The sequence below is a fragment of the Halobacillus sp. BBL2006 genome (assembly GCF_000786645.1).
In the GTDB taxonomy this organism is placed as follows: domain Bacteria; phylum Bacillota; class Bacilli; order Bacillales; family Halobacillaceae; genus Halobacillus.
Genome location: NZ_JRNX01000983.1, coordinates 1 through 794 on the forward strand (window position 1 = coordinate 1; position 794 = coordinate 794).

Consider the following 794-nt stretch of genomic DNA (forward strand, 5'->3'; position numbering starts at 1 on the left):
CATTTTTTAGTGAAAGAATCGCTTCAAAAAGTTGGTCGAGCGTTTTTCCTCGTAGTTTATCTATTTGCATAGCATCAGTCCTCCTCTATTCGTTAGCTGTGACGGCTGCATTTTCCGGAATGATGTTCACCCATGTTTGTCCTGGAAGGAATCCAAGAGGTTCATCATTGTCATAAGGCAAAATGCGTCCATCGACATTTTGCCATTGTATCTCTTTCATTTGACCCTTTTGGATCAAATACCCTTTTCCACCGGATGTTAAATCGATGTCCCGGCGCCCTTTACTATCGATGATCTGATGAGCAGTCTCGACAATCAGGACATTATTGACGGCGATCCGCTCATTGTTCGAAGCATCGACTGTAGATTCACCGTCGCTTGATCGTAAAAACTTCTCTTGCTCCTGATCGTACGTGAACGTTACAACTTCTTGAGGAGATTCCGAATACGTGATCGTTACGTTGTCAACATCCTGTCCTTTTATTGGTTGTTTCTCTTTTGAAAATGGGAGTGGTTCAATTTTTCGAGTCTTTGGATAGTCTTTATTCGTCAACGCTTCTTCCAGTCCCGATGTAAGCAAATAGGAATTATGGGGCGCTGAACGTTCAGGACTACGCTTGAACAGCCATCCATTGTCGTCGTACATTGTGCCGTCCAAGTAATGGATGCCATTGGCAGCGACTTGACGATTGATAGCTGTGGATGCTCCGTGATAGACGTACACCGAGTCAAATCCTGAAGCAATCTCAAAGTAATACGGACGAGCGCTTCTTATCGGTCCAATTGTATCAGGA

1 protein-coding gene is annotated in these 794 nt (G+C 44.1%); it reads right to left on the reverse strand.

Annotated features, from left to right (window positions below):
* Positions 1 to 85 precede the first annotated feature (85 nt).
* Positions 86 to 794 (reverse strand): DUF3048 C-terminal domain-containing protein (locus LD39_RS21550; protein ID WP_035554011.1); only part of this gene is annotated, 709 nt, incomplete at its 5' end.